General features: G+C 65.6%; 12 protein-coding genes, 1 tRNA gene and 3 pseudogenes. 11 read left to right on the top strand and 5 right to left on the bottom strand.

The window, feature by feature from the left end:
• Positions 1-74: 74 nt before the first annotated feature.
• Positions 75-4,682, bottom strand: coding sequence for an NAD-glutamate dehydrogenase (locus FHT02_RS05855; RefSeq protein WP_184085520.1), 4,608 nt, complete (start codon positions 4,680-4,682; stop codon positions 75-77).
• 73 nt (positions 4,683-4,755) lie between these two features.
• The gene (locus tag FHT02_RS05850; protein WP_184085518.1) at positions 4,756-6,021 is read right to left on the bottom strand and encodes a PAS domain-containing protein; all 1,266 of its coding nucleotides are present in this window, start codon (positions 6,019-6,021) and stop codon (positions 4,756-4,758) included.
• Positions 6,022-6,207: 186 nt separating this feature from the next.
• Between FHT02_RS05850 and FHT02_RS05845 the strand changes: the two genes are divergently transcribed.
• A tRNA-Thr gene (locus FHT02_RS05845) sits at positions 6,208-6,283 on the top strand.
• A gap of 79 nt (positions 6,284-6,362) precedes the next feature.
• Positions 6,363-6,980, top strand: a pseudogene (locus FHT02_RS22195) (tyrosine-type recombinase/integrase); the annotation flags it as partial.
• A gap of 87 nt (positions 6,981-7,067) precedes the next feature.
• Here FHT02_RS22195 and FHT02_RS21485 read toward each other — a convergent pair.
• Positions 7,068-7,292 (bottom strand): annotated as a pseudogene (locus tag FHT02_RS21485) (DUF2958 domain-containing protein); the annotation flags it as partial.
• A 908-nt stretch (positions 7,293-8,200) separates the two neighbouring features.
• Between FHT02_RS21485 and FHT02_RS05835 the strand changes: the two are divergent.
• A pseudogene (locus FHT02_RS05835) lies at positions 8,201-8,425 on the top strand (helix-turn-helix transcriptional regulator).
• A gap of 691 nt (positions 8,426-9,116) precedes the next feature.
• Here FHT02_RS05835 and FHT02_RS05830 read toward each other — a convergent pair.
• Positions 9,117-9,746, bottom strand: coding sequence for a helix-turn-helix domain-containing protein (locus FHT02_RS05830; protein WP_184085516.1), 630 nt, complete (start codon positions 9,744-9,746; stop codon positions 9,117-9,119).
• A gap of 148 nt (positions 9,747-9,894) precedes the next feature.
• Here FHT02_RS05830 and FHT02_RS05825 point away from each other — a divergent pair, with 148 nt between their 5' ends.
• The 7 genes from FHT02_RS05825 (at position 9,895) to FHT02_RS05795 (ending at position 20,269) form a co-directional block, all read left to right on the top strand.
• Entirely contained in the window at positions 9,895-11,868 is a 1,974-nt protein-coding gene (locus FHT02_RS05825; protein ID WP_184085514.1) for a serine hydrolase domain-containing protein, read from the top strand.
• Positions 11,869-11,872: 4 nt separating this feature from the next.
• Positions 11,873-12,904, top strand: coding sequence for a dipeptide epimerase (locus FHT02_RS05820; protein WP_184085512.1), 1,032 nt, complete (start codon positions 11,873-11,875; stop codon positions 12,902-12,904).
• A 125-nt stretch (positions 12,905-13,029) separates the two neighbouring features.
• The gene (locus tag FHT02_RS05815) at positions 13,030-15,354 is read left to right on the top strand and encodes a TonB-dependent receptor (protein ID WP_184085510.1); all 2,325 of its coding nucleotides are present in this window, start codon (positions 13,030-13,032) and stop codon (positions 15,352-15,354) included.
• A gap of 4 nt (positions 15,355-15,358) precedes the next feature.
• On the top strand, positions 15,359-16,390 hold the full coding sequence (locus tag FHT02_RS05810; RefSeq protein WP_184085509.1) for an N-acetyltransferase DgcN family protein: 1,032 nt from the start codon (positions 15,359-15,361) through the stop codon (positions 16,388-16,390).
• Positions 16,387-17,517, top strand: a complete 1,131-nt coding sequence (locus FHT02_RS05805; protein ID WP_184085507.1) for a YkvI family membrane protein — start codon at positions 16,387-16,389, stop codon at positions 17,515-17,517. Before FHT02_RS05810 ends, FHT02_RS05805 begins: the two co-directional genes overlap by 4 nt.
• Complete coding sequence (locus FHT02_RS05800) at positions 17,514-19,091, top strand: serine hydrolase (protein WP_184085505.1); 1,578 nt, start codon at positions 17,514-17,516, stop codon at positions 19,089-19,091. Before FHT02_RS05805 ends, FHT02_RS05800 begins: the two co-directional genes overlap by 4 nt.
• Positions 19,088-20,269 (top strand): membrane dipeptidase, encoded by a 1,182-nt coding sequence (locus tag FHT02_RS05795; protein WP_184085503.1) that lies wholly within the window; start codon positions 19,088-19,090, stop codon positions 20,267-20,269. The genes FHT02_RS05800 and FHT02_RS05795 overlap by 4 nt, the downstream gene beginning before the upstream one ends.
• Before the next feature lie 6 nt (positions 20,270-20,275).
• Here the strand turns inward: FHT02_RS05795 and FHT02_RS05790 are convergent, their stop codons facing one another.
• Complete coding sequence (locus FHT02_RS05790) at positions 20,276-20,743, bottom strand: Lrp/AsnC family transcriptional regulator (protein ID WP_281393047.1); 468 nt, start codon at positions 20,741-20,743, stop codon at positions 20,276-20,278.
• 124 nt (positions 20,744-20,867) lie between these two features.
• Here FHT02_RS05790 and FHT02_RS05785 point away from each other — a divergent pair, with 124 nt between their 5' ends.
• Positions 20,868-21,935 (top strand): Glu/Leu/Phe/Val family dehydrogenase, encoded by a 1,068-nt coding sequence (locus FHT02_RS05785; protein WP_184085499.1) that lies wholly within the window; start codon positions 20,868-20,870, stop codon positions 21,933-21,935.
• The last annotated feature ends 94 nt before the right edge of the window (positions 21,936-22,029 follow it).

Below are 22,029 nucleotides of genomic sequence, written 5' to 3'. Positions count from 1 at the left end.
CGATAACGAGAACGATTCGCAATTGCAATCACTCTGCGGCGGAGAAAGACCTCCGCTGCAGAACTTTCACCAACTTAACGTCCCAGCAAAACCCGCGCCTGCCCCGCAATCTGCGCCAGCATCGCCGCATTCGGCGCGGCCGTCTGCCGCGCCCGCTGCACCAGCGCCGCGAACTGCGCCACGCGCGGCGCATGCGCCGACAGCCAGCCATCCACGCCGCCTCGCGGATCGGCGTCCGGCAGGCGGCTGAGGAAATCGAGCCGCAACTGCTGGAAGTCGCGCGCGAGGCCCGCGATCAGCAGCCGTTCCCACGGATCCCCCGTGGTGATCCGCGCCGCCGTCGCCTGTGCCCAGTCGAGCCCGAGCACCTGACCAAGATGCGTGAAGGCGCGCGTGAGGTCGGTTTCATCGATGCCGCGCCGCACGCTGAGTTCGGCCAGGCCGACTGCGCCATCCATCTCGAACAGCCGGACGACTCGGTCAACCAGTTCGGCCGGCGCGCCCGTTCCCGCCAGCTTGGCGGCGATACGCCCGCTCTGCGCCTTCACTTCGTCCAGCAGCAGCGCCTTGGCCTGGCGGTCGAGCGCGGCGATACCCGGCTTCAGCCGCTCGATAATGCGCCGGGGGCTCGCGCCCGACGGCGTCACCCGCAGCACGTCCGCCATCTGGCCGCGTACCGCGACTGCCATTTCGTCGAGCAGCGCCAGTCTTGCCCGCTCGCTGATCTGAGCCGTTTCGATCGCTTCCCAGCTGTCGCCCAGGCGGAACAGCCGTTCGGCTACAACAAAGGCCACCGCGATGTCGCCCATCGCTGCGCCTTCTTCCTCCGCGAGTTCGAAGGGGTGAAGCACGCCGAGCCGGTTCACCAGCCGATTGGCGAGCTTGGTCGCGACGATCTCATTGCGAAGCCGGTGCTCTTGAATCGCGGCAGAGAAGCGCGACTGCATCGCCTGCGGGAACGCGGCGAGCAGATCGCCCTTCAACTCGGGATCGTCCGCCAGCCGGCGCCCCTCAATCGCATCCTGAAGCGCCAGCTTGGTGGAGGCCAGCAGCACCGCAAGCTCGGGGCGGGTGAGGCCGCGGCCCTCCTGCGCACGGCGAAGCAGTTCCACGTTCGAGCCAAGCCCTTCGACGGCGCGGTCGAGCCGTCCCGACGCTTCCAGGATTTCCACCACGCGCACATAGCTGGGCAGCGACACCGCGCCGTCATTCTCCATGAAGGAGAGCGCCAGCGTTTGTAGCCGGTTGTCCTCGAGCACCAGTTCCGACACGTCGTCGGTCATTTCTGCCAGGAACGTGTTGCGCTCCTCGAACCCAAGCCGCCCTTCGATCACCTCGCGGTTGAGCGCGATCTTGATGTTCACTTCATTGTCCGAACAGTCGACGCCCGCCGAATTGTCGATGAAGTCGGTGTTGATGCGTCCGCCAACGCTAGCGAAGGCGATGCGGGCGGCCTGGGTGACGCCCAGATTGGCACCCTCGCCGATGACGCGGGCACGAACCTGTTCGGCGTTGACGCGAAGCCGGTCGTTGGCGGGATCACCCACGTCCGAATGGCTTTCGCTCGCAGCCTTCAGATAGGTGCCGATACCGCCGAACCAGAGCAGGTCGACCTGTGCCTTGAGGATCGCGTTGATCAGGCTGGTGGGATCGAGTTCATCCTGCTCGACGCCCAGTAGCGCTTTGACCTCGGCGCTGAGCGGGATGCTCTTGGCGGTGCGGGCGAACACGCCGCCACCTTGCGAGATCAGGATTGGGTTATAGTCGGCCCAACTCGAGCGGGGGAGCGCGAACATGCGGGCGCGCTCCTCCCAGCTGGCCGCCGGATCGGGATCGGGGTCGAGGAAGATATGGCGGTGGTCAAAGGCGGCGACGAGCTTGATCGCCTTGGACAAGAGCATACCGTTTCCGAACACGTCGCCGGACATGTCGCCGCAGCCCGCAACCCGCACCGGTTCCGACTGAACGTCGACGCCAAGTTCGAGGAAGTGGCGGCGCACCGAAACCCACCCGCCCTTGGCAGTGATGCCCATGGCCTTGTGGTCATAGCCGTGGCTTCCGCCCGAGGCGAAAGCATCCCCCAGCCAGAAGTTGCGTTCCGTCGCGATCGCGTTGGCGACGTCGGAGAAGGTGGCGGTTCCCTTGTCGGCGGCAACGACGAAATAGGGATCGTCGCCGTCGAGCACGGCGACACGGTCAGGGTGGACCACGGCGCCGCCGACGATGTTGTCCGTCACCGACAGCAGCGCGCGGATGAAGATACGGTAGCTCTCCGTACCTTCGGCGAGCCAGGCGTCGCGGTCGGTCGCGGGGGAGGGGAGTAGCTTGGGATAAAAGCCGCCCTTGGCGCCTGTCGGCACGATCACGGCGTTCTTCACGCGCTGGGCCTTCATCAGGCCAAGGATCTCGGTCCGGAAATCGTCACGCCGATCCGACCAGCGCAAGCCGCCGCGGGCGACGGGGCCGGCGCGCAGATGGATGCCCTCCACCCGTGGGCTGTACACCCAGATCTCGCGCCACGGCAGCGGCTGGGGCAGACCGGGCACAAGCTTGGAGTCGAGCTTGAAGGCAAGCGCTTCCTGTGAGGCGGGCGCAAAGGCGTTGGTGCGCAGTGTTGCCACTACTACACCCTTGAGCGTGCGAAGGATGCGGTCGTCGTCGATCGCCGACACCTCATCGAGCCCGGCGTTGATCTTCTGGGTTGCGGCCTCCACCGTCGCGTCGTCGTGTGCGCGTGCGGGATCATGCGCCGCCTCGAACCGCTCGATCAGCGCGGAGGCGACAGCAGGCGCGCGGCGAATGGCGTCGACCACGGTCGCCATGCCGTAGCTGAGGCCCGTCTGGCGGAGATAGCGGAACCAGGCGCGGAACAGCATGACGGCCCGTGGTTGCATGCCAGCGTCCACGATCAGCCGGTTGAAGGCATCATCCTCCGCGCTGCCTTGCAGCACCGCGGCGATGGCGTCTTCCACCAGCTTCGGCTCGGCCGTCAACACCGGTGAACTGGATGCGAGCGACACCTGAAAATCGTGCAGGAACATGCCGTTGCCCAACTGGGTCGGAACTTCCTCGATCACCCGAAAGCCGAAATTCTCGAAAACCGGCACTGCGTCGGAAAGCGCCAGCGCACCGCCTTCGGCGTAAAGTTTGATGCGATACTCGGTGTCGTTCTTTGGATGTGGCGTGATGCGCACCGAGCGCGTGCCCGGCGTGTCCAGCGTTGCAAGCCGCAGGATGTCGCGCGCCGCTTCTTCCGGCGTGCTGGTCGCACGATAGACGGGCGGGAAGGCCTGGGCGAAGCGCAGCGCCAGGCGCGTCGATGCGCCACCCGTCTGGTCGGCCAGGGCCGCTTCGACGGCTGGCACCCAGCCGCGCACCATCCGCTTCAGCTGCGTGTCGAGTACGTCCGCGTCGGGTACGCTGCCGCCGCCGCGCAGATCCAGTGTGTACCGCAGCAGCGCTACCACGCCATCCTCCAGCGCGATCGACCAGTTGATCACGTTGGCATTGGCCGCTTCGCTCAGCATGGCGCCGATCGCCTCTCGGCGCCCGGTCGATACGTCGTCGCGCGGGAGCCACACGAATGCGAATAAATGACGTCCCAGTAGCGAGCGGACCAGCAGAAGCTTGGGCCGGGGGCGGTCGGCGACCGACATGGTGGTCAGCACCAGCCGCTCGAGTGACGCCGAATCGAAGGCGGTGGTCAGATCGTGTGGCAGCGCCATCAGCGCGTGCGCCATTGCCTTGCCGGTATGGCCCTTTGGATCAAAGCCGAACTTGTGCTCCAACGTTTTCAGCCGCGCGCGCAGTATAGGCACTTCGTCAGGGGAGGCGAACAGCGCCGCGCTGGTCCACAATCCGGCATGGATCGACAGACCGGTGGTGTCCGCGCCGGTGCCCGCCGGCATCACCACGATGTCCAGCGGGGTTCGGCGATGTACCGTCGAGATCGCGTTCGACTTGAGCAAGAGCGGCGCCTCGCCACCCTCGCGGAAATATGCCAGCGCCGCCTGTCGCGAAGGCTCGGCAAGGATCGGCGTGTCCAGGACAAAGCGCGCCAAGCCCAATTGATTGAACGCGCTGCCGTCCGCTTGCCATTGCTCATGCGCCAGCAGCGTCATGGCACCGCCGGCGAACCAGTGCAGCAATTGCCCGGACTCGGCAGAGTCGCAGCGATCCGCGTCGCTGGTGATCGCGGCCTGCAACGAACGCCAATCGTCGACGGCAGCGCGGACCTGCTCCAGCGTGCGTTCGATTTCCGTGATCAGCGCGCGCCGCGTGCGGGCGTCGCCACGTTCCATTTCGATGTAGATCATCGATTCGGAACGGCCTTCGCCGATCGAGATCAGCTTCCCCGCATCGTCACGCTCGACTGGAATGACGGGATGGATGATGCGATAGATGGCGATGTCCTGCGCCGCGATCGCCGCCGAGATCGAATCGACCAGGAAGGGGCGGTCGTCGTTGATGACGGCGAGCCGCATCTGCCGCCGCTCTTCATCCAGATAGGTCTCAAGCCGGATTTGCGGCTTGCCCGGAGGGCGAATCGCCGCGGCTTCGGCGACATATAGCGCAGCTTCAGCGCGCTCGCCCTGATCCAGTCCTTCCAACTCTCCCGGCAGCGCTCCTTCGAGCAATCGTGCCTCGAACGCCTGCGTCAGCGACGTCATCATGTTTTTCATGGGCGTGCTATGCTCCCCTCGAGTTTCTACCTCAAGGCTTGAGCAGCGCGAAAAGTTGCCGGTCCTGGCGTGTTTAGGCAGCCGCCCTGCGGATCGCGCGCTCGGTCAAGCCCGCGTCGTCCTCCACCTTTGCGACGATGTCGAGCCCATGATCCCCGGCGCGCGCCAGCAGCACCACGAAATCGCCGGCGGCGCCGTCCGCATCGATCTGTACGTGGGCAAGCGGCGCGCGGCTGCGCAGTTCCGCGGTCGCCTGGGCGAACGCGTCACGCTTGACCGCGGGCCGGCGATGTTCGCGCTCGGCCTTCACGATAGCCTTGATGCCGCCTTCCGCCTCGTCGAGGAATCCGCGCAGGCCGTGCAGCGGGACTGCCTTGCGCTTGGCGTGATTCAGCACGGCGGCGAATTCAGTCACGCGCGTCTTGTCGTAATCGGCGCCGAAGACGAGTTTCACCGGCGGCGTCATCGGGGCGCGTGCCTGAAGCGTCAGGCCATACTCGTTGAGCAGCCCGATATAGCCCTGGCGATCCCGTTCGGTCGCAAGCGCGAAATCATAGGCGTGGCCGAGCGCGCGATACAGCGCGGCGCGGCTGCGCGTGTCGGATGTCCGCGCGGCTGCCGCGGAGTCGCGCGCCAGGCTCAATTGGTCCAGCAGCGACTGCGGTTCCGTTTCGCCGCCGGTGTCCGGCGTTTCCGCGTGCTCGCCGAAGCCGCTGCTCGGGCCGTCGGCCCAGATGGGAGCCGCAGAAGGCGTCGGAGCGGCGCGACGCGACGCCTCGACCTCCGCGTTCAGGCGCGCCTGCATGTCTGCGTCGACCAGCTCCTTCCAGTTGATCACGCCATAGATGAAGTCGATCTTCTCCTCGTCCGACGAGAAGGGCATCAGGATGCCGCGATACAGCGTATTGTGCCCGCGCTGCCCGACGAACTCGGCTTCAAATCCGATCGGCGCACGATTGGCGATGATCTGGAGGTAATGATCGGTGAGGCGCGACAGCAGCGAGCGGCTGGGCACTTCGGCGACTCGCTTGAGCCCGACGCCCAGGCCACACTCTTCGCGCAGCGCAGCACCGAGATAGCGGATCTCCGGATCATCCACGCCGCGGCTGAAATCGAGCAACACGCTGTTGGGCCCGAAATCGACGATGTTGCCCGGGTGAAGGTCCTTGATAGAGGGATAAGGACGGCCCTGCAGCAGCGACACCCAGTAGTTATAGGCGCGCACGTGCATCCGCCGCTCGTCGGTGCCGATCTCCAGCGGACGATCCGCAACGGCTTCGTCCGCATCGACTTCGGGATACGAGTCGAAGGGATCGTTCATGCCGTGGGTCATATCCATGCACGTACTCCACTGCGGGCGAGGCCCGTCACACAAGAGCGCGGTTTGTGCACGCTGCGTGGTAAACGACGCGTAAAGTGCGCGTGCAAAAGATACGGAGACGCGCGGCGTGCGGAATCTCTTGTCAGCGCCGTTGCGGGTTGGTAAGCGCGCCGCTCTTTCCGGATGCGATCGGCATCGGGCAGGGCCGCTTTAGCTCAGTTGGTAGAGCATCGCATTCGTAATGCGGGGGTCACAGGTTCGAGTCCTGTAAGCGGCACCAGTACATACCCAGAACATCACTAGAAAACCGTGGAATCCTGCGGTATTATGGGAACTGCGCGGTCCCATATTTTCCCATTATGTTCCGCCATGGCCCACTCGAAGGGGGCCACAAAACGTGGGGCCACGAACATGCAAGGAGGCGTGGCCCCATGCTTAACGTGGTGCAGATTCAGGCGCTCAAACCCGCGGCTCGGCCGTTCAGGGTTTTCGATTCGGACGGGCTCTACCTGCTTGTCCAGCCGTCCGGAGCGCTGCTCTGGCGCTTCCGCTATCGCTGCTGCGGCATCGAACGGAAGCTTTCGCTCGGCAGCTTCCCTCAGGTGACCTTGTCGCAGGCCCGTCGGAACCGTGACGAGGCCAAGGGCGAGCTGGACGACGGGATCGATCCGGTGGAGGTCAAGCGGCAGAAGCGGCAGAAGCGGCAGAAGCGGCAGAAGCGGCTTGAGGCTGAGCTGGCGGCGAAGACGACCTTCGCGCTGGTTGCCGAGGAGTACATCCAGAAGATGGAGCGCGAGGCGCGCGCGCCAGCCACCATCAAGAAGGCGCGCTGGTTCCTCGAGCTGCTCGCCAAGATCGCCAAGCGGCCGATCGCATCGATAACGCCGCATAAGCTGCTCGACGTGCTCAAGCGCGTCGAACGCCGCGGCCATCATGAGACTGCGGTGCGGCTGCGTGCCTTTGCCGGACGTGTCTTCCGCTACGGCTTCGCTACTCTGCGGACAGAGAAGAACCCGGCCGATATTCTGCGCGGCGCGCTGACAGCGCCGCAGGTGAAGCACCATGAAATAGCCGAGTTCAGGGCAGCCGAAGCCGAGATCGGCGAGTCCAAACAAGGTGTCACCATCCTCGCCGAGCTCGGTCGCGAGCCACGTCGCCGCACCGCAGGGGTTGAACAGCTTTACCAGCGGCATCGGGTCGGCCTCGTCGGCGTTGCGGTCCTCGGCGACGCGACGCGCTTCGGCATTGGCGCGCAGTACCACGCGGAGCGCTTCCGGGAGGAGCGTCATGGCCGCCCCCCGCGCGGCATCGCGCACATCCGGCGGTCGCCGCTGTCCCAAGCAGTGTGAAGAGGAACCATCGCAAGCCTCCAGCACCGCCCCAAAAGCCAGCATGGCCCCCGGACGCGGGGGTGGGGCGGCATCGGCGAACGGAAAGGCCCGCGCGAAGCGGGCCCGGCACCCGCAGGGCCGCAGCGCAGCGGAGGAGCCGGGCGCAGCCCGGCTTGCCGGGGCCGCGGGCGGGCCTAGCAGCGAGCGCCGCCCGCATCACCCGGCGGCGAAGCCGCCGCGCAACAAAGGCGGGCCCACCGGCAGAGCGGGCGGAACCGCGGCGTCGAACCGGGCTTCGAGCGCCGGGCGGCAGATGTCGTCCGCGCCGAAACCGGGCGCGCCGCCCGTCCGCGGCGCCGGAGTGCCGCGGGGCCGCAATCAGGCGCCGCACCCTGTCCGGCGCGCAGACGCCGGCAGTGTGCGTCCGCAGCCCCGCTCCATCTGAGGGGCGTTGCGGGGAGCCCCGCTCCCCGCAGATGGGGTCGGTCGAGACCGAGGCTCGACCGGAAGGCATTCCCCAAAAGGTTGTGACGCAAGGACGCTCCGTAAGGAGCTCAGCAGTTCGCCCAAAACCAGGGCAACAGTTCGCCTGGGGGGGCATAGAGACGTTGCCAGGGGCACCATCGGCCGCGAGTAGGCGCAGCGACTCGACGCCGAGATTCGTACGACCCGCGATGCGTGGGACGCCCCGGCACGACATCCACGACCGGTGGCGACTGCAGAAACCATCAGGCTCGAGACGCCAAAGCCGTACAGGCCCGTACAGGCCCGTGCAGGCACCAGTGAGCATCTTTTCCAATTGGGCGAACCTGCCAAGTTTCGCCGAGGACGGCGCAATGCGCCGCACTCGATGCAAGGTGATGTCAATGCAGACCGACACCCCCGACCGCATCCTGCGGATCAAGACCGTATTGTAGCGCACCGGCCTCAGCCGCTCGACCCTGTATCGAAAGATGCAGGATGGCACCTTCCCGGCCAGCATCAAGATCAGCACGCGCTGCGCCGGCTGGCGCGAGTCCGCGGTCAATGCCTGGTTCGACAACCCGGTGCCCGCCAAACAAGGTAAGCGATCGGCAACCCGGCGCCGCTAATATCTGCAACACCCTTCGAGTAACCGGGTCGGAACTGCTTCAAGGGAGTTGGAATGGCGTTGATCGGCGGGCATGCCTGTACGCGTTCGCCTGGTCAGCGCCGATGACACAGCTCGGCACTGAACTCGGCATAACGGGCAGCGGCCTGGCGAAGGCGTTGCGGGACCATGACATCCTGCTGCCTCCCCAAGGCTATTGGAGCATGCTGCAGGCCGATAAGCCGGTACGTCGCCCGCCGATGCCAGCGCGGAAACCCGGACAGGCGGTCATCCCTGAAAGTAGACTGGCCACTAGCGGCCCAAAAACGGAAGCGCCGCTTTCCGCATGAGCTGCCGGTCGGCAACTCGCCCAAAACCGGTCGTTCGGCCTGCTGCCGGGCGATCCTGAAAGCCGCCATTCATTTAGGGCGCCATCAAAGAGCCGACCACTGGAGGATAGCGGAACGCCGCTTTAAAATCTGGTGATAACCGACGTTTCCCGGCTTGTACCTGGCGGCGGCTGTGAACCCGCATCACTGGTCAGGAGCGAAGTATTAACCGTGAGAGCCGCCGATCGAAGGCGGGCCTCTACAGGCATAAATCGGCAAGAACCTCGCGTGAATGGTAGGCCAGGCGCCTAGATCACGTGCAATGTCCAACTAGTCGAGATCGCTTGAGGTATCCGTCTGCGGGGCAGTCGTCTCACGACTTTGTTAGCTATGCAGGTTCAACAGCGAATTCATCAGTCCGTCCTCGGCGCTGGAACAGACGCCGAGCACCACTGCCTCGTCACATCCCTCGCCAGCCACATAGGCATGGCCCATGTTCGAGTCGATATAGATCGACTCGCCGGTCTCCAGCGTAACCGGATCGTAGAACTCGGTGTGGACCACGATGCGGCCGCTGACGATGTAGATGAATTCTTCGCCCGAATGGTGGACGAGGTCACCGAATTCTTCCACCGATTTGGCGCGTACGCGTGTGATCACCGGAATCATCCGCTTCCGGCGCAACTCGGTACAGAGGTAATAATAATCGTAATTGGCGGTGTTTACCCGCACCGCGCGTTCCAGGTCGCCGATGCTGCGCCGTGCCGTCACCGGTGCCTCTGCGCTGGCGTCGTTTTCGGCAAACAGCTCCGACATGCGGATGTTGAGCCGCTGGCTCAGCTGCAGCAGCTTGTCGTAGGTCAGCGTCAGACGGTCATTCTCGACCTTGGACAAGGTCGAGACCGGGATGCCGCTGCGCAGGCTCATCTCCTTGAGAGTCCACCCGTTTCGACCGCGCAGCGCCCGCAGCAGCGCGCCGAGCGTCGGTTGCTCCGCCCTTAGTCGCGTAGCCATGGCATCCCCCCGTTTGACTTTTTTCCGAATAGGATCATCATGTCTCAATCAGGCGTAACAGGTTCAATGAGGATGCAGCTTAGCCGCTGATGCAAACCGGCGCAATCAGGCCGGGTGCGGAGCAGAGGGCACACAAAGGGGAAGCGCGATGTGGAAACGTTCGCTCAAGATGCTCGCGGCAGGATTGCTGGGCATTGCCATAGGCGTACCGGCCTTTACCCAGTCTCCGCCGCCGCTGACGCCCATTCCGCAAACACAGGCTCCGCCTGCACCAGTAGCGCCCCCGGCCGGCAATCCCGCGCTCACCAAGGCCGATGCCGACACCTGGCTTGACGGCTTCATGCCCTATGCACTCGCACGCGGTGATGTTGCCGGCGCGGTGGTGGTGATCGTCAAGGGCGGCCAGGTCGTCACCCAGCGCGGTTTCGGTTACTCGGATGTCGCCAAGCGCAAGCCGGTGGACCCGGCTACCACGCTGTTCCGCCCGGGATCGACCTCCAAGCTCTACACGTGGACCGCTGTGATGCAGCAGGTCGAGGCAGGCAAATTGGACCTCGATGCCGACGTGAACCGGTATCTCGACTTCAAGATCCCGGCCTATCAGGGCAAGCCGGTCACGCTGCGGAACATCATGACGCACACCGCCGGCTTTGAGGAGATGATTAAGAAGCTGATGATCTTCGACAAGCCGCTGCCAAGCCTCGGCGACGTGCTCAAACACCGGATTCCCAAGCGGATATACGAACCTGGTAGCACCCCGGCTTACTCGAACTACGCCACGGCGTTGGCCGGCTATATCGTCGAGCGCGTCTCGGGCATGCCGTTCGACGATTATATCGAGAAGAACATCTTCAACCGCCTTGGCATGCAATATGCCAGCTTCCGTCAGCCGCTTCCGGCGCAACTCAAGCCGCACATGGCGCAGGGCTATCTTCTTGCTTCGGGGCCAGCGCAAAAGTACGAACTGGTCGGCCTCGCCCCTGCGGGCGCGGCGGCGATCAGCGGCGGCGACATGGCCAAGTTCATGATCGCCCACTTGAACAATGGCGGCCCGCTGCTCAGCCCCGCAACGGCGCAGCGGATGTACGCACCCCAGCCGAGTGCAATCCCCGCGATCAACACGATGGCGCTGGGCTTTTACGAGCAGCGGATCAATGGTCGCCGCGCGATCGCACATGGCGGCGACACCCTCTATTTCCACAGCGACCTGTGGATCTTCCCGCAGGAGAATGTCGGGCTTTACATCTCGATGAACAGCGACGGCAAGGAAGGCGTCACCCGCGTGTTGCGCGGCGCGCTGTTCGAAGAATTTGCCGATCGTTATCTGCCCGCGCCGAACAAGGCGCCCGTCGAACTGCCCACCGCCAAGGAGCATGCCAAGCTGCTGGTCGGCACCTGGACGAACAGCCGGCGAGTGGACTCCAACTTCGCCAAGGTCATCGGCCTGGTCGGCGACATCAAGATTGGGCTCGACGCCGATGGCCGTCCGCTCATCCCAGTGCTCACCAGCCCCGGCGGCGCCCCGCGCAAGCTGATCGAAGTCGAGCCCTTCGTCTGGCGGGACGCCTATGGCCATGAGCGGCTTGCCGCACAGGTTGTCGACGGCAAGGTCGCCCGCTGGAGCTTCGGCGAAGTCTCGCCTTTCATGGTCTGGTATCCCACGCCCGCCGCGCTCGATCCCGCCTGGCTGATGCCCGCGCTGCTGTTCGGCATCGCGATCGTCTTTCTGACGGCACTGGCCTGGCCGGTGGGCTGGTTCGCTCGCCGCCGCTACGGAGCTTCGCTCGCGCTGCAAGGGGAGGCGTTACGCACCCACCGTGCGGTGCGAGGCTTCGCCTGGCTTACGCTGGCGGTGCTGGTCGGCTGGACGATGGTCATTGGTGGGATCGAGGATTTCGAAAGCCATGGCTCCACGGACTGGCTGATCCTGCTATTGCAGGTGGTCGGCACGCTGGCCTTTTTCGGCCTGCTCGGCCTGGCGCTCTGGTATGCCTGGCAGGTGTGGCGCGGCAAGCGTGGCTGGTTTGCCAAGCTGTGGAGCGTGCTACTCGTGCTTGGCGCTGCTGCCATCCTGTGGACCGCTCTGGCCTACAAGCTGATCTCCTTCGGCATCGAGTTCTGAGCCCATGGTGATGCGCCTGTCGCTCGACGTCGCCGTGGAGCGGCTGCCATTTGCCAGGCCGTTCCGCATTGCCGGGCATGTCTTCACTGAGTCTCCTGTGGTGGTGGTCACCCTCTCGGATGGCCTCCACACCGGACGGGGCGAGGCGAGCGGCGTCTATTATCTTGGCGACGACGCGGACGCGATGATGGCGGCACTGGAGACGGTGCGTCAGGACGTGCAGAATGGCATGACCCGCGCCCAGCTACAGCAGGCACTGCCTCCCGGCGGGGCGCGCAATGCGCTCGACTGCGCGTGGTGGGAACTCGAAGCGAAGCAGGCCGGTGCCCCGGTCTGGAAGCTTGCGGGATTGCCCGAGCCCAAGCCGCTGCTCACCACCTTCACGTTGGGTGCCGAGGGCCCCACGGCGATGGCCGAAACTGCACGAAGCTACGCCCATGCCCGCGCGCTCAAGCTCAAGCTCACCGGCGATCTTGCGCTCGACTCCGCCAGGGTCCGGGCGGTGTCGGCGGCGCGGGCGGATTGCTGGATCGGCGTGGACGCCAACCAGGGCTATGATGTTGCGGAGCTTGAGCCGCTGCTTGCCGTCCTGGTCGAGTGCGGCGTCGCCTTGCTCGAGCAGCCGCTCGCCCGCGGGGCTGAGGCCGATCTCGACGGGTTCAATTCCCCCATCCCGATCGCCGCCGATGAAAGCGCGCTGGCACTTGACGATCTCAACGAACTGGTTGGGCGGTTCGACACGGTCAATATCAAGCTGGACAAGTGCGGCGGACTGACCGAGGCGATTGCGATTGCCCGCCGCGCCCGGACGCTGGGCCTGGACGTGATGGTCGGCAACATGGTCGGATCGAGCCTGGCGATGGCGCCGGCGTTCCTGCTGGGCCAGCTTTGCGACGTCGTGGATCTCGACGGTCCCATCTTCCTCGCCGGCGACCGGCAGCCAGGCATCCGCTACGAAGACGGGTATATCCACTGCCCCGAACCAGTATGGGGCCATCGAAGCGTAGCGTCACAACAAAATCGCAATATCGTTTGACTTGTATCTGATCAGGATAATAGCATCCTGATCAGAGAATATGGCCGCCAAGGTCTGCGTTGTGCGAGGCGACAAGGGCCGCACAGCGCCCGGCGGCTGACCGGGAACTCACGGGGAGAGTTACGATGCACCGCTTCGACTTGTCCGCACGCACGCTGCTCGCCCTGTCCACTGCCGCTGGCGCGCTCATGCTCGCCAGCACGGCCCGGGCGCAGGAAGTCGCCCCGGACGAAGAGATTGTCGTCACTGCGCAGAAGCGCGAGCAGACGCTGCAGGATATTCCGCAATCCATTTCGGTAGTGAGTGCCCAGCGGCTGGAGCGGCAACAGGCCACCAACTTCGTCGATTATGCCGCGCTGGTGCCTGGCCTCAGCCTGCAACAGGCCACCCCTGGCGAAACCCGCGTCGTGCTGCGCGGCATCAACACCGGCGGGGCGAGCCCGACCACAGCGATCTATATCGACGAAACGCCGTTCGGGGCGAGCACTGGCCAGAGCAACGGCGCAGTGCTCGCCGGCGATATCGACCCCTTCGACCTGGAGCGCGTCGAAGTGCTCCGCGGGCCGCAAGGGACTCTGTACGGCGCGAACTCGCTTGGCGGTGTGGTCCGGTTCATCACCGTGGCCCCGCGCATCGGCGAGTTCGAGGGACGCGCCCGGGCAGGCGTCGAGACCGTCACGGGGGGCGACATGGGCTGGGACGCCAATGGCGTGGTCAACCTGCCGCTGGGCAGCATCGCCGCGCTGCGAGCCAGCGGCTTCTACCGCGAACAAGGCGGCTTCATCGACACGCTCGGGATCGACCGCAAGGACGCCAATGACGTGACCAGCTATGGCGGCCGCGCTTCGTTGCTGATCAAGCCCAGCGACACCTTCTCGGTACGGCTGACCGCCCTGGCGCAAAACATCCGCGCCAATTCCCGCGCCGCCTATGATGCCGATCCGGTAACGCTGGAGCCTGCCGGCATCGACCCGGAGACGGGCGCCCCCACGGGCGATCGCCTGGTCCGCACGCAATATTATCCTGACCAAAACGATGTCGATTATCGCAACTATAACGGCACGATTGACTGGGATCTGGGCTTCGCCTCGCTCGTCTCGGCGACCAGCTACAGCGAGACCGTGCAGCAGGAAGTCACCGACGCCAGCTACGAACTTGCCGGGATTGGCGACGTGTTCTTCGGCGATGTCGGTACGCCGGGCCCGCGCGGCATCACCTTGCCGGCGCGGGTCTCCTCCAAGAAGTTCACCCAGGAAGTCCGCCTGGCGTCGCCCTCCAGCACGACACTCGAGTGGCTAGTCGGCGGCTATTATACGCGGGAGGAGGGCCTCATCTCCCAGCGTTATCTGCCCTTCGCGCTCGACACTGGCGAGTCACTCGATCCCTCCTTGACCTTGCCGCTCGGCCCTGGCGGTGCAGACGCCGTATTCCCCGAATTCCTTCGCGCCGAACTCGGCTCGGTATACCGTGAATATGCCGGCTTTGGCAGCGCGACGCTGCATCTGGGCCCCCGCTTCGATATCACCGCGGGCGCTCGCTACAGCCATAACGAGCAGCGCACGCGCCAACTCCTGGACGGGTCGCTGTTGCCGCTGTCCGGCGGCGCGGCCGGACCCGAGATCACCAACGGCCGCTCTTCGGAAGACGTGTTCACCTGGTCGGTGTCGCCGCGCTTCGAATTCAGCGACCATGCCTCGATCTATGCCCGCGTGGCCAAGGGCTATCGTCCTGGTGGCCCGAACGTTGTGCCGCCCGGCGCAGGCGACAGGTTCCCCGGCTTTTTCGAGGCGGACACGCTGATCAGCTACGAGGTCGGCATCCGTGGCGAGACCGAGGATCGCAGCTTCGCGCTCGACGCCTCGCTTTACTATCTCGACTGGAAGAACATCCAGGTGCTGGTGGTCTACCAGACGGGCATCGGCCCGGTCGGCGCGGACGGCAATGGCGACTCCGCCCGCAGCCAGGGCGCCGAGGTGACGGCGACGCTGCGCCCGACCCGCGGCTTCGATGTCGTGCTGAACGTCGCTCATAATGACGCGACGCTGCGGGAGGACTTGCCCGAGGGGAATGGCGGCTTTGCCGGCGATCGGCTACCCTACGCGCCCGAATGGACCGCGAACCTGTCCGCCGATTACGAATGGAGCGTCGGCAACGGCGCCACCGCCTTTGTCGGCGGCAATGTCCGCCTAGTGAGTGCGCAGGAAGCCGATTTCGATGACTCCTACCGCACCACTTTTGGGAGGCGGCTGGGGATTGAAGGCTATGCCACGGCGGACCTGCGCGTCGGCGCCCGTTTCGGCGCGTTCAACGTGACCGCCTTTGCCAAGAACCTGGGCAATTCGCGTGGCATCATCAACGCGGGTGGGTTCGGTACAAGGCCCGGCTCCTTAGTCTCCGCGTCGCCGATCCGGCCGCGCACGCTGGGCGTTACGCTCGGCGCCGGGTTCTAAGCGCATGAACACGGCAACCAGCGGCTCGATGCAGCTGCCGCAACCCTATCTGTTGTTCCTTGGCGACGTGGCCGAGCGCGGGTTCGCCAAGACCGCGCTGGGGCTGCGCGACTGGGCGCCCGAGAAATGTGTCGGCGAGCTTGCGCTTCCCGGCGCGACCGTTTCCACCGGCTTGCCGGCGATGACGCCCGCCCAGGCCCATGCCGCAGGCGCCCGCGCGCTGGTGATCGGCGTCGCCAATTCAGGCGGCGTGATCCCGCCCAGCTGGCGGGCATCGCTGGTCGCGGCGCTGGAAGCGGGCCTGGATATCGTCGCGGGCATGCACATGCGGATCGTCGACGTTCCGGAGGTGCGGGATGCGGCCGAGCGGCTTGGCCGCCAACTGATCGACGTCCGCGTTCCGCCCGCCGACATTCCTGTCGCCACCGGGCGCAAACGGACCGGCAAGCGGCTGCTGACGGTCGGCACCGACTGCGCACTTGGCAAGAAATACACTGCGCTAGCCCTCGCGCGTGCGTTCGTAGCCTGCGGCGTCGACGCCGATTTCCGCGCCACCGGCCAGACCGGCATCATGATCGCTGGCGGCGGGATGCCGATGGACGCCGTCATCTCCGATTTCGAAGCCGGCGCCGCGGAAATGCTCTCCCCCGATGCCGCGGCGGACCATTGGGACGTGATCGAAGGGCAGGGGTCGTTGGCGCATCCCGCCTATGCCGCGGTGTCGCTCGGCCTGCTGCACGGCAGCCAGCCAGACGTCTTCGTCGTGTGCCATGAACCCGGCCGCACCGACATGCTCGGCACGGCAGGCTATCAAGTCGCGACGATCGAAGAGATCATCGAGCTGACATTGGCGCTCGGGCGTCGCACCAATCCCGACATTCGCTGCGGTGGCTTCAGCTTCAACACCGCTGCATTGAGCGAGGAGGAAGCACGACTGGTGATGGACAGGGAAAGCGCCCGGCTCGGGTTGCCGGTCGCGGATCCGGTGCGCGGCGGGCCTAACTTGGACGCGCTGGTCGCGAGCTGCCTGGCATGAGCGGCACGGCGGCAGGGTCGAGCTGGTTCCAGCGCTTCCTGCTGCCGGGCTTTGCAATGAAGGCCGTCATCATCGGCGGCGGCTATGCGACTGGCCGCGAACTGGCGGAATATTTCCTGCCAGCCGGGCCCTGGGGCGGGCTGACCGGCATGATGCTGGCGATGCTGCTGTGGAGCGTGATCGCCGCGGCCACCTTCGCCTATGCACGGATGGTAGGCGCACTCGATTATCGCACCTTCTTCGCCGACCTGCTCGGGCCGGCGTGGATCGCGTTTGAGATTGCCTATCTGCTCTTCGTCATCCTGATCCTGGCGGTGTTTGGTGCCAGCGCCGGCGCGATCGGCGCAGCGATGTTCGGCTGGCCGGGCTTTGTCGGGGCGCTGCTGTTGGCCGCAGGCATCCTCGCCACCGTGTCGCTGGGCAATGCGGCGGTGGAAGGCGTGTTTAAGTATGTCTCCTTCCTGCTCTACGGCGTGTATGCGCTGTTCCTGGTCCTCAGCCTGTCCCGCTTTGGCGGCCGCATCGCCGCCGGCTTTGCGACACCCGCCCCGTGGGACGGCTGGGCCTCGGGCGGGCTGACCTATGCCAGCTACAACATCATTGGCGCAGTCGTGATCCTGCCAGTGCTGCGCCATCTGACCAGCACCCGCGACGCAGTGATCGCGGGGATAGTGGCGGGTCCCTTGGCAATGGCGCCAGCGATCCTGTTCTTCACCTGTATGGTCGCCTTTTATCCCGCTATCGGCGCGGAGACGCTGCCCTCGGACTTCCTGCTGCGCCAACTGAACGCGCCGATATTCCACTTGCTGTTCCAGGCGATGATCTTCGCCGCGCTGCTCGAAAGCGGGACGGGCGCGGTGCATGCGATCAACGAGCGGATTGCCGGGGTACTGCGCCGCCGCCGCGGTGCCGAGCTTCGCGCGGGCCCGCGTGCGGCGATCGCGGGCACGCTGCTGCTGGTCTGCATGTTCGTGGCCGAGCGGGTCGGGCTGATCGCGCTCATCGCCAGCGGCTACCGGCTGCTGGCCTACCTGTTCCTCGCCGTATTCGTGCTGCCGCTGCTCACCCTCGGGGTAGCGCGGTTGCTGCGGCGCTCCTCCGTTGCCGCCAAGAAAGTCGCCGCATGACTCTGCGCCACGTGCTCGTCGTTCCGCTGCTCGTGCTTGCTGCGCCCGCCTCGGCTGATCCGCCTGCCGGTATCCAAGCCAAAGTGGAACAGATCCGCCAGCAGACCGGCGCGCCCGGCATCGCCGTCGCGGTTGTCGAGCATGGCAGGACTACGCTCGCCAAGGGCTGGGGTGTTCGGAAGCTCGGCGAGGCGGCCAAGGTCGACGCCGACACGATCTTCCCGACCGGCTCCACCGGCAAGGCCTTCACCGCCGCCGCGCTGGCGATCCTGGTCGACCAGGGAAAGCTCGGCTGGGACGACAAGGTGATCGACCACATGCTGTGGTTCCGCATGTATGATCCCTGGGTCACCCGCGAGATCACGGTCCGCGATCTGCTGGTACATCACAGCGGCCTGGGCTTGGGCGCGGGCGACCTGCTGTTCGTGCCGCGCGGCAGCCTGTCACGCAAGGAGACGGTGAAGCGACTGGCCTATATCAAGCCCGCGACAAGCTTCCGGGCCAGCTACGCCTATGACAACATTCTCTACGCCGTCGCGGGTCAGCTGATCGAGGAAGTCTCGGGCCAGACCTGGGAAGCCTTCATGGCGCAGGAAGTGCTCAAGCGCGGCGGGATGAAGACCGCCACCGCGACCCCCGAGGCGCGCTGGGCAACGCGCGACCGTGCCCTTCCGCATGCCCGCATCGGCGGTGCGGTGCGGGGCGACGCGGCCAATTCGGTGCTGGACGAGCGCGAGGAACTCGGCCGCGCCGCGGCGCCCGCTGGCGGCCTCGCACTCAGCGCCAATGATCTGGCACAATGGCTGAAGATCCAGCTGGCCCATGGCGCGCTGCCCGGTGGCGGGCGGCTGTTCAGCGAGGCACAGGCCGCCGAGATGTGGAAGGGCGTCACTGTCCAGCCGATCACGCCCTATCCCGGCAGCCTGGCGCCGCTCACGCCCAAGTTCAGCACCTATGCGCTGGGGTGGGAGGTCGAGGATTATCGCGGTGCCCGCATCATCTCGCATGGCGGCGGTGTGTTCGGATCTATCACCCACATCATCCTGCTGCCCGACCAGGATGTCGGCATCGCCGTGGTGGTGAATTCGGAAGACGTGGCGGCGCTGCGGGGCATCGCGCACATGCTCGCGGACCATTATTTGGGCATCCCCGATCAGGACTGGCCGGCGCGGTTCGGCGCGTTCATGCAGCAGCGCATCGCCGCGGGTAAGACGGCGCTGAGTACCGCCAAGGCTGCGCCCGCAAAGACTGGGCCGTCCCTCCCGCTAGTCCGCTACGTCGGCACCTATCGCGATCCTTGGTACGGCGACGTCGCAGTGACTAGCGGCGCTAACGGACTGCGCATTGATTTCCGGACCACCCCGGACATGGCGGGGAAGCTGGTCCACTGGCAGTATGACACCTTCGTCACGCGGTTCGACGACACGAGCATCGAGCCGGCCTATGTGACCTTCGCGCTCGACGCCGATGGCAAGATTGCGCGAGTGGTGATGAAGCCCGAAAGTCCGATCGCGGATTTCAGCTATAATTATCGCGATCTTGACCTGCGGCCGGTGGCGGAGACCAGCAAGTGACCAAACGCCTGACCTTCCTCGCTGCCTTGCTGTTGTGCGGCTGCGCCACCACCGCGCAGCAGGGTACCCGCTCGCACGCCGATTTTCTGGTGCTCGACACCCATCTCGACACGCCTCTCCACTTCGCCCGGCCCGGCTGGAGCTTTGCCGGCCACCACGATCCCGCAACCGATCTGGTGCAGGTCGACATGAAGCGGATGGAAGCCGGCGCGCTGGATGGCGGCTTCTTTGCGATCTACACCGAACAGGGGCCGCTCACGGCAAAGGGCTATGCCGACGCGCTGGCCTTCGCCCGAGGGCGCTCGGACCTGATCGACACCACACTAGCCCAATTCCCCGCCCGGATCGGTCGCGCGCTGACTGCACAGGATGCGGCCCGGCTGAACGCGGCCGGCACGCTGATTGCTTTCAAGAGCATGGAGAACAGCTATCCGCTAGGCGAGGATCTCTCGCTGCTGCGGGAGTTTTATGATCGCGGCGTGCGGCTCGCCGGCCCGGTGCACGGGGCCAACAACCAGTTCGCCGACTCCTCGAGCGACAAGCCCAAGTGGAACGGCCTTTCTCCCCTGGGGCGCGCCTGGGTGAGGGAAATGAACCGGCTGGGGATCGCGATCGACGCCAGCCATGCGTCCGATGCCGCGTTCGACGAGATGCTGGAACTGTCCACCACCCCGTTGCTGCTGTCACATTCCAGCGGGCGCTGGGCGCATGATCATCCTCGCAACCTGGACGACGACCGCATCCGCAAGCTGGCTGCCAAGGACGGGGCGATGTGCGTGAGCACGATCTTCCTGACGGACATGAAGATGGGACCCGAGCGCGAGACGCTGTTCACTCGGTATGAGCATCTCGACACGATGACCCCGGCGCAGCAGGCTGACCATGCCCGCAAGTGGCGCGCGCTGGATGCCACCGAGCCACTTTGGGGCGACGCCGATTTCGAGCGCTACATGGCGATGGTGCTGCACGTGATCGAAGTGGCGAGCGTCGATCATGTCTGCTTCGGCGCCGACTGGGATGGCGGCGGCGGGCTGCCGGGGATCGAGGATATCTCAGCACTGCCCAAGGTCACCGAACGGCTGCGCCAAGCCGGCTATTCGGACGCCGATCTCGCCAAGTTGTGGGGCGGGAACATCCTGCGCATCCTCCGCGAGGCGGAGCGGGCAAAGGCGCGCTGAACACCCTCAGGGGATCGGCAGCGCCGTAGTCGCCTTTACCTGCGACAGGGCCACGGTGGAGTTGATCTCCTGAATGCCTGGCAGCTTGGACAGCTTTGAGAAGAAAAAGCGCTCATACGCATCGATATCGGCAGCGACGATGCGCAGCATGAAGTCGAACACGCCCATCAGCACATAGGCTTCGAGCACCTCGGGGAAGGACTGAATGGCCGCCGCGAACTCGTCGAGATTGGCCCGGCCATGGGCGTTGAGCTTCACCTGCGCAAAGATATGGGCGTTGAGCCCAACCTTCTGCCGGTCGACCAGCGCGACGCGCCGCGTGATGATCCCGTCCTTTTCCAGTCGATCCACCCGGCGCCAGCACGGCGAACTCGACAAGCCCACCATCTCGCCCAGTCGGGCGGTGGGCATGCTGGCATCCTCCTGCAACACCTGCAGGATCTTGCGTTCGAACAGGTCAAGCGTCTGCGGCAAGTCTGTCCTCCTTTTCGACATTCTCCGGGCAGATCATGTCGCTTTGATGTCGAGGGCTGCAACTTAGGCGACATATTCCCTCCCGGCCATGCAAAAACTGCCGCGTCAGCTCAGGAGCAGGTTCATGGTCGATACCCTCAACAACACCGCCGTGCCGCCCGAGAGCGTGCATATCCTCCACGACCCCGAAAGCAGGCTGGACGGCGTCATCGTGCTGCACTCGACCAGGCGCGGTCCTGGCGCGGGCGGGTGTCGGCTGTGGCGCTACCCCGACCGGGCACAGCTTGTCGGCGACGCAGTGCGACTCGCCGAGGCGATGACCTACAAGAACGCGCTGGCGGACCTGCCGCTGGGCGGCGGCAAGGCGGTGCTGAACCTTCCCGCTGGCGACTTCGACCGGCGCAAGCTGTTCGCGGCATTCGGGCGCGCCGTTGCCCGGCTAAACGGGGCCTATGTCACTGCCGAGGATGTCGGTACCACCGTGGCAGACATGGAGTGGGTCCGAGGCGAGACGCGGCATGTCGCTGGCCTGGTGCCGCATGGCAGCGGTCCGGGCGGCGACCCGTCGCCCTGGACCGCGCGCGGCGTGTTCCTGGCGATGCAGGAGGCCGCGCGGCGGAAACTGGGCAGCGATCTGAAAGGCGTCACGGTGGCGGTGCAGGGCCTCGGCAATGTCGGCTCGGCACTCTGCGCGCTGTTGCACGAAGCCGGTGCACGGCTGATCGCCGCCGAACCGCGCCCTGACATCGCGGCGCAGGTCGCCTGCCGCTTCGGCGCCGAGATCATGAGCCGCGACGCCATCCTGGACGCACGCTGCGACATCTTCGCGCCATGCGCCTTGGGCGGGGTGCTCGACCGTGAAGCCGTCGGGCGACTGCGAGCTCGAGTGGTTTGCGGCGGGGCTAACAACGTGCTTATCACGCCGGAAGACGGCGACCGGCTGGCCGATCGCGGCATCCTCTACGCGCCTGATTATGTCGTGAACGCTGGTGGTATCATCAGCGTGGCGGCGCAATATCTCGGATGGTCAGCGGATGCAGCGAAGCTGCGGATCGAGGCGACCGGCCAGCGTCTTTCCAAGGTGCTGGATCATGGGGATCGGCTCGGATCGGCGCCGAACCGCGCCGCGGATGCGCTGGCCCTGTCCCGCATCACCGCGGTCCGCCCGCACGCCGAACGACAAGCCGCTTGAGCCCTAGCGTGCGGCTGGAAGTCGTCGCGGAGGCGAGTGCGGGTTTGCTGTGCAAGCTGATTGGGCTGCTCGCGCAGCAAGACTGCTCCATGCC

Source organism: Sphingomonas xinjiangensis, assembly GCF_014199255.1.
Classification (GTDB): Bacteria; Pseudomonadota; Alphaproteobacteria; order Sphingomonadales; family Sphingomonadaceae; genus Sphingomonas; species Sphingomonas xinjiangensis.
The sequence above is the reverse complement of the archived record's forward strand: the minus strand, read 5'-3'. Positions and strand labels throughout refer to the sequence as shown.